The organism is Pseudomonas cremoricolorata DSM 17059 = NBRC 16634, assembly GCF_000425745.1.
Taxonomy (GTDB): Bacteria; Pseudomonadota; Gammaproteobacteria; order Pseudomonadales; family Pseudomonadaceae; genus Aquipseudomonas; species Aquipseudomonas cremoricolorata.
This window is the reverse complement of the sequence record NZ_AUEA01000022.1, coordinates 1-5303: the sequence shown is the minus strand read 5'-3', so window position 1 is coordinate 5303 and position 5303 is coordinate 1. Positions and strand designations below refer to the sequence as shown.

The window sequence follows — 5303 nt, the reverse complement described above, 5'->3', positions numbered from 1 at the left end:
GCCAGGACTCGACCACAGGCCTGAACCGCGATGTGGATCGGGCGTATGAAGTCACCAAGGATGATGAGCGGCGGACTGATCTGTATGTGACCAAGTCCTCGGTGGATGCGGTCAGGCACACACCTGCAACGGTCAAGGAATGGGCCAGGCAAGTAAAGAACTACGACGAAACCGCCAAGCAGAACTACGAGCAGGCGTCCCGCAACCTGACCCGGGCGATGAACAAGCTGGAAAGCTCGCTGGGCCGCAAGCTGGACACGCAGACAACGCAGCGGATGGGCGATGATTTTGCCGAGAATACGTTGGATGGTTTGCTGCAAGCTGGCCTGAGCCCCCGCCAAGCGAAGGAACTGATGGCGGATCACGACTTCCAGAAAACAGTGGTGGAAGAGCTTGCGAACCTGAGCGGTATCGATGTGGGCCCACTTCGGGAACTGACAGAGTTGACGCCGGGTGTCATCGAGCTCGCCGAATCGCTCGTCACCCCTGAGAATTCCAAACCCCTCACGATTTCTCAGGAAACGTTGCGCTCCGTCGTTGAGCTGAACAAGTACGTTCAGGCTCATCCCGAGCAGGAAGAAACAATCGGGGTTCTGATCGCTGTGACTCAAGGCCCGAAAGGCCTGGCGCAGATGGCGGTACGCAAAGCGGTGGACCAAACGCCCTATGGCAAGAAATTCAATGAGTGGGTGGAAAAACTCAACGAAAACCTAGGCAAAAGGTTGGCCGACTATATCGAGAATAAGGACCTGGACAAGGACCTTAAATTCGATAACGAGCTGATCGGCGGCGGGAAGTTCATGACGTCGGTGTTGACTGGTGCTTTGCCGGGGCGTAAGGGTGGTGGGGAGCGTCGGGCGGTATCAGTGGAGTCGGGGCATAAAGGTGGGGGGCAGGGCGGATCTGAGAAAGGGACTGGGGCTGAAGGTACAAAAGGTATTCCAAGCATAAGCCGCAGTACCGAAATAACGGAGCTGTTTAGCTCTTCGAGTACAAGGAGTGGTATTCAAATCGGAAACCGCTCGCTCATTGAGGTTCCAAACACAGGAAATGCAAAAATATTTTCTGGTGCAACAGATGTGGAAGTTAAACAGTATTTTTCGCAGTTGACAGGCTCGACGCAGTTGCCGTCTCCTCGAAGTATTCCTGGAAAAGGGGATATATATGTTGTCAATACACCTGAGGGGAATTTCACACTTCGAAATTTTTCCTCTTCATCTGGCCAGACTGGCCCAGCCTGGACTATTGATGTGCCTAAAGCCGCAGCAGGCACAACGTATAATCCAGAAATAAAATTTCTGATTGGAAATCCTTAATGGATATTAGACTTGTTGAAGAAATAGTACGTGATTCATTTGGTCTGGGGGTATCGGCTCTTTTTAGTGCAATTGGTTCATGGAATCCTGAGCTATCGTTTTCTCAGCAAAAAAATGCTTTTTTTTCTGTAGTGGAATATCTGCTTGTTACTGGAAGAATAAAATTTATAGCGCCAAATACGGATTGCTATATCTCTTCTGATAATCCGCATCCGAAATTTTCGATTAATGATGAAGAGTCTCACTGGCGGTTGGATGCGCAACAGATCGTGTCTTTCTTGAAAGATAAGTGGCCGGAAGGCGTTGTGAGTGAAAGTGACGAAGCCCTCACAATGTATTTTTATGAAGTGCCAGGTATAATTTGGGTGGGCGAAAATGGCAATTTATTTTCTTCGTAAGTTGTTGGTGTAAAAGCAACATCGATTGAGTTATTTCCGAAAGCTACGCGAAATAGTGCAGGACAGATAGAGCCGAACATTACTCAGAGCAGCGCCATAAAGACCCTTGAGTCTAATGGTTATAAAAAGACAATGTCTCAGGATGGTTCAGTTACCGTGTTAACTAATGGAGAGAAGACCTATCGATTCTATCCATCTTCAACGTCTACAGGGCAACCTTCCGCGTCGTTGACCATAGAAGGGGTAAAAGGACCAACTGCGAAAATCAGGTTTTCAGGGGAGTAGCCATGGCTGTTTTTAAAGTTGAAGATAAAGATTTGCATTCTTTTCTTGATAGGCTTTCAGGTGTCATAAATTTTAATAAAGACTTGCCGATGAATGTTTTTATTGGTGGTGGGTATCTGTTTTGGTTTTTCGAGAGGCCATTGCTCTGTTTTTTTGAAATGTTTTCGGATTTGATATCGAATAGCGTTTCCAGCTTTAAGTCAGATGTATTTATAAAGTTTTCAGGAGGTGCGCGACTAGGTAACTCTTGTTTTTCTTTCGATGGAAGCGATTTAGAGAAAGATGTTCGTTGGCTGAGTAAGAACTTTGAAAGTTTTTTTGATGGAGCGGTTGGTTATCCAATGGTTCTATGCGATAGCGCGTACAAATGGGTTGGCTTTGAAAGCGCATATGAAGAATTTGGTGTTATTGCTGTGAAAGAAACAGAGCTTCAAAAGAGTTTTTACGAGTATTTAAACTCAAACTTTATCTCGATGGATGAGTTGGCTGAGCTGGCATCCGGTTGCACCGCGGAAGGTATCATCGCAAAAGCTTTGATTTCTTCCTATTCTAGCTAGTCGGTGCGAAAGGGAGCGAGGGGGTAGCAGCAGAAGCTAATAACGCTCTCAGTGATCTTCCTACTTCAGTGATAAGTACCTTCCCGGTTAAGGTGGCGAACTAATGAGATCTCTCCCTGTGCATGTGTGGCGTGAGCTTCAGTTGGCTGTGATGCCGCTTAGTGAAGAGTCATCGTTAAGAGATGTTCTTGGGGTTGTTCTTTTGTGGGTCAGAGGTAATTATAGATTTTTTGCTGTTGAGCCGTTTTTGAGTTATGGGTTCGATGAGTTTTCACATGTAAATGAAAGGTTAATGCCTGTTGATTATTCTTCATTTTTATCTAGTGATATAACACGCTTCAAAAAGGTCATTTTGAAATATAAGGCTAAGGACGTTGAGTCTATTGCGCGGTTTCTACGCGATACAATCGAGGTGTTAATAACTGTTGAAATCGATAAGCAATGCCCTAGGTGCGAGTCTGATGGGATGCGCGTATTTATAGGTCGGCACAACGGGCTATTGGCTTATCAATGTAACGTCTGTGGTCATTCCCATTATATAGACGGATCCAAGGTGGAAGTTGGTGGGTTGGAGTTTGTAAGTGAGGTGATATTGCGAAATGTTGGCCTGGTTTAATAGAGCAAAAGCCACTGCTACAGATCCGAAGGTCACCATCAAAGACCACTATGATCATCACTTGAATATGGTAGATGACATAATCAACTTTCATCTCAAGGATTCAGAGTCAGCGAAAAGGAAATATCATTCGGTAGCTCCTGCGGAACCGGTCGTTGCAGGTCAGATACCGTGGCTGAGGCACCTGACGGGACACTGAGAATCATTGAAGTCAAGACAGGGAATGCCGACTTGAGTATTCGGCAGTCAGAAATTTTCCCCCAAATAAAGGATGGGAGTTCAATTCCAAGAGGGAAAGTCGCCGAAAGTTTCGGCCTGACGCCAGGAGTGCAGCTAATAGATAAAGGCTATCCTAACGGAATTCTTATTGAAATAATGAATTTCCCTGGTGCGAAATAATGACCGAAAAAGATATGATCGAAATTCTGATAGAGCAGGGCTGGATCTGTGAGAAGGATGAAGTCGGGGATTGTTTTTGCGTGGCAGAAGTTGGTGGGGTTGAGGTTCAAATAACCCCATCTGTGAAAAAACGCTTGGCCCATTTTCGAGTTTCACTGATGCCGTCGGTTTCGACCAAAAAATTCTCGGAAGCTGTCGCTTTTGTGCGAGGAGAAGAGAACCGATACTCACCAATAATAGTCAGTAATGAACCCCCGGAGAAGCCGGTTAAACTTTCCAGCAGTGATGTTGCAGTGATGTCAAAAAGAGTCATATCTTGGGCATGTTCTCAAGACATTGAGTCTGGAGTGTCTTTTTACAAGCAGCTGCCTACTGACAGTAAAGGCATTTTGCCCCTTAAGCATCTGGCTGCATTGGCGATATCTGGTGATTTTGAAACGCTAAACAGTTACAGCAAAATTTTTGAGGCGGGAGATAGGCTTGGTTTTGTACCTTACATCACTGAGGGTATGATTCATCGAGCAGTGTTGAAAGCTACGTCTGAAACATAGAATTCCTTGAGTGTTACGTGCGTTTGATATCATCTCTGAGTGGATGAAGTATTCTGGATAACCTCAAAAATCATTGTCTTTCATTAGTTTAACTGAGGCGAAAAAAGTGGTTTGAAAGATATGGCTATAATGGTCAGCTGTTTGAAAAGCCATCAGCTATATATATGTTGGACATTTTTCCGGCTGCGCTAGGGATACGGATGATCGCGTTTTTTCGAAGCTCGCAGAAGTGATAGTTTTTTCGTGGAAAGCTGCATTAAAGCAGGCTTTTCCGAACATGAAGTTTATCGTCGATGTGTCCGACACTGATCAGGACTACGGTCCTGTAGTCACTTTTTACCAGGAATGAATACTGCCTGCCTGAGTAAACTAGCGCTCTTTAAAAACTTCTTTTCCAATCGGACAGCCCTGCTGGACTGTCCGATCTTCGAATTAGGCGTTAGCCTTCAATCGCCATCCGATCACATCTAATAAGTCGCATCCATCTCGCAATTGGCAGCCTAACAACCTAGCCAGATCACACCGCACAATCGCATCTTTGGTGATTTGCTCGGACTCTGCAAAACGCTCTAGGCATTCAGTCACCATCCGAATCCGATACATAGCTGCGTCGTGAAGCACGTCGAGGGGCGCTTGGGTATCGATGAGTAAGGTTGGAACGTTTGAATCATGTCCGGTGAGGGGTAGATATCGGTTCATCGTGGGGTTCTCTACTTAACGGGTTAAAACCGTCACTCGACGTCGCCAAACGATTGGGTGACAGCTGTACGCAGGTTGGCGAACCGGCAGTAGAGAAGACCGGCAGACCCGAAGGTCTCCCACGCACAGCCGTCATTGAACGGCGCTGCGGGCGCGCAGGGGGCTGCAAATAAGCTGTGAGCCTGCGCATCTCTCTACTGTCAGGTCGCCAAACCTGAATCGCCATGTGGGCGACCGCGGCACTATAAGGCGTTGTTGCGAAGCGGCGCAACGCGCAGAGACGACGCAGGCCGCGTCGGCCGCGACCTCAACGTCAGCTCGCTACCCGACACCGGCAAGGTGCAAGGCAAGGAGTTCGACCTCAGCGCCACGGTGGTGGTCGGCCCCGGATCGGGCGCCAGCGGCTCGGTGGGCTACGGCCAGACCACCGGTGACAAGAACTGGGTCGAGAAACAGACCAGCATCACCGCCCAGGACAAGCT

5 protein-coding genes and 2 pseudogenes are annotated in these 5303 nt (G+C 47.4%); 6 read left to right on the top strand and 1 reads right to left on the bottom strand.

Translation table 11 applies throughout. The features are described 5' to 3' along the window. From H618_RS23040 to H618_RS22635, 5 genes and pseudogenes are all read left to right on the top strand, one after another. A pseudogene (locus H618_RS23040) lies at window positions 1-1316 on the top strand (hypothetical protein); the annotation flags it as partial. Continuing rightward, window positions 1316-1714, top strand: coding sequence for a hypothetical protein (locus tag H618_RS22840; RefSeq protein ID WP_154660686.1), 399 nt, complete (start codon window positions 1316-1318; stop codon window positions 1712-1714). The pseudogene H618_RS23040 and the gene H618_RS22840, both read left to right, overlap by 1 nt. 287 nt (window positions 1715-2001) lie before the next feature. Next, the gene (locus H618_RS22645; protein WP_081673818.1) at window positions 2002-2556 is read left to right on the top strand and encodes a hypothetical protein; all 555 of its coding nucleotides are present in this window, start codon (window positions 2002-2004) and stop codon (window positions 2554-2556) included. A gap of 103 nt (window positions 2557-2659) precedes the next feature. Then, window positions 2660-3172 carry a hypothetical protein gene (locus tag H618_RS23035; RefSeq protein WP_081673817.1) on the top strand — a complete coding sequence of 171 codons (513 nt, stop codon included), beginning with the start codon at window positions 2660-2662 and terminating at the stop codon, window positions 3170-3172. Window positions 3173-3570: 398 nt separating this feature from the next. Next, on the top strand, window positions 3571-4122 hold the full coding sequence (locus H618_RS22635) for a DUF6990 domain-containing protein (RefSeq protein ID WP_081673816.1): 552 nt from the start codon (window positions 3571-3573) through the stop codon (window positions 4120-4122). Window positions 4123-4554: 432 nt separating this feature from the next. On the opposite strand, the gene H618_RS23230 is transcribed toward H618_RS22635, so the two are convergent. After that, window positions 4555-4821: a hypothetical protein gene (locus H618_RS23230; RefSeq protein ID WP_081673815.1), complete on the bottom strand. Its 267-nt coding sequence runs from the start codon at window positions 4819-4821 to the stop codon at window positions 4555-4557. A gap of 261 nt (window positions 4822-5082) precedes the next feature. Between H618_RS23230 and H618_RS21910 the strand changes: the two are divergent. After that, window positions 5083-5303 (top strand): annotated as a pseudogene (locus tag H618_RS21910) (hypothetical protein); the annotation flags it as partial.

Excerpts from the sequence above, each read along its gene's own strand:
- H618_RS22840 (WP_154660686.1), top strand. The coding sequence starts at position 1,316 with ATGGATATTAGACTTGTTGAAGAAATAGTACGTGATTCATTTGGTCTG.
- H618_RS22645 (WP_081673818.1), top strand. The coding sequence starts at position 2,002 with ATGGCTGTTTTTAAAGTTGAAGATAAAGATTTGCATTCTTTTCTTGAT.
- H618_RS23035 (WP_081673817.1), top strand. The coding sequence starts at position 2,660 with ATGAGATCTCTCCCTGTGCATGTGTGGCGTGAGCTTCAGTTGGCTGTG.
- H618_RS22635 (WP_081673816.1), top strand. The coding sequence starts at position 3,571 with ATGACCGAAAAAGATATGATCGAAATTCTGATAGAGCAGGGCTGGATC.
- H618_RS23230 (WP_081673815.1), bottom strand. The coding sequence starts at position 4,821 with ATGAACCGATATCTACCCCTCACCGGACATGATTCAAACGTTCCAACC.